We start from the raw sequence: 577 nt of genomic DNA, 5'->3' as shown, positions 1-577 counted from the left end.
CGGGAGAGTCCCGTGGAGTGGTGGGAATTGGATCGGTCCCTGACCTGCTGATCCGGCCGCGTGTCGCAGCCGGAATGTAGGCGGGCCACCGCGTAGTGATGAACGAGTTACCTCCACAGTGACTCAACCCAAGGAACTACGCGATGACCCACAAAGATCATGCCAACAGCCCCACCCCAGGTCTATTCGACGGGCCCGACCGGCAGGCGATGTTCGCCGAATTCATCCGCTCAGGCCTGCAACAGCTGATCGACGCCGAGCTGACGGCGGCCCTCGGCGCAGCACCCTACGAGCGCACCGAGAACCGCACCACCCACCGCAACGGCACCCGCCCCAAGACCCTCGCCACCGCCAGCGGCGACATCGAGCTCGCGATCCCGAAACTGCGGCAGGGCTCGTTCTTCCCCGCGCTGCTCGAGCGGCGCCGCCGCATCGACCAGGCGCTGCACGCGGTCATCATGGAGGCCTACGTGCACGGCGTGTCCACCCGCAACGTCGACGACCTCGTCGCCGCCCTCGGCGTCCAATCGGGCATCTCGAAATCTGAGGTGTCGCGGATCTGCGCTGGCCTCGACGT

Annotated in this window: 1 protein-coding gene; it reads left to right on the top strand. The window is 66.7% G+C overall.

Annotated features, from left to right (window positions below):
- Window positions 1-209: 209 nt before the first annotated feature.
- A partial coding sequence (locus TBIF_RS14945) for an IS256 family transposase (RefSeq protein ID WP_024795582.1) occupies window positions 210-577 on the top strand: 368 nt, incomplete at its 3' end.

The sequence above is a fragment of the Tomitella biformata AHU 1821 genome (genome assembly GCF_000524475.1).
Taxonomy (GTDB): domain Bacteria; phylum Actinomycetota; class Actinomycetes; order Mycobacteriales; family Mycobacteriaceae; genus Tomitella; species Tomitella biformata.
The sequence above is the reverse complement of the archived record's forward strand: the minus strand, read 5'-3'. Positions and strand labels throughout refer to the sequence as shown.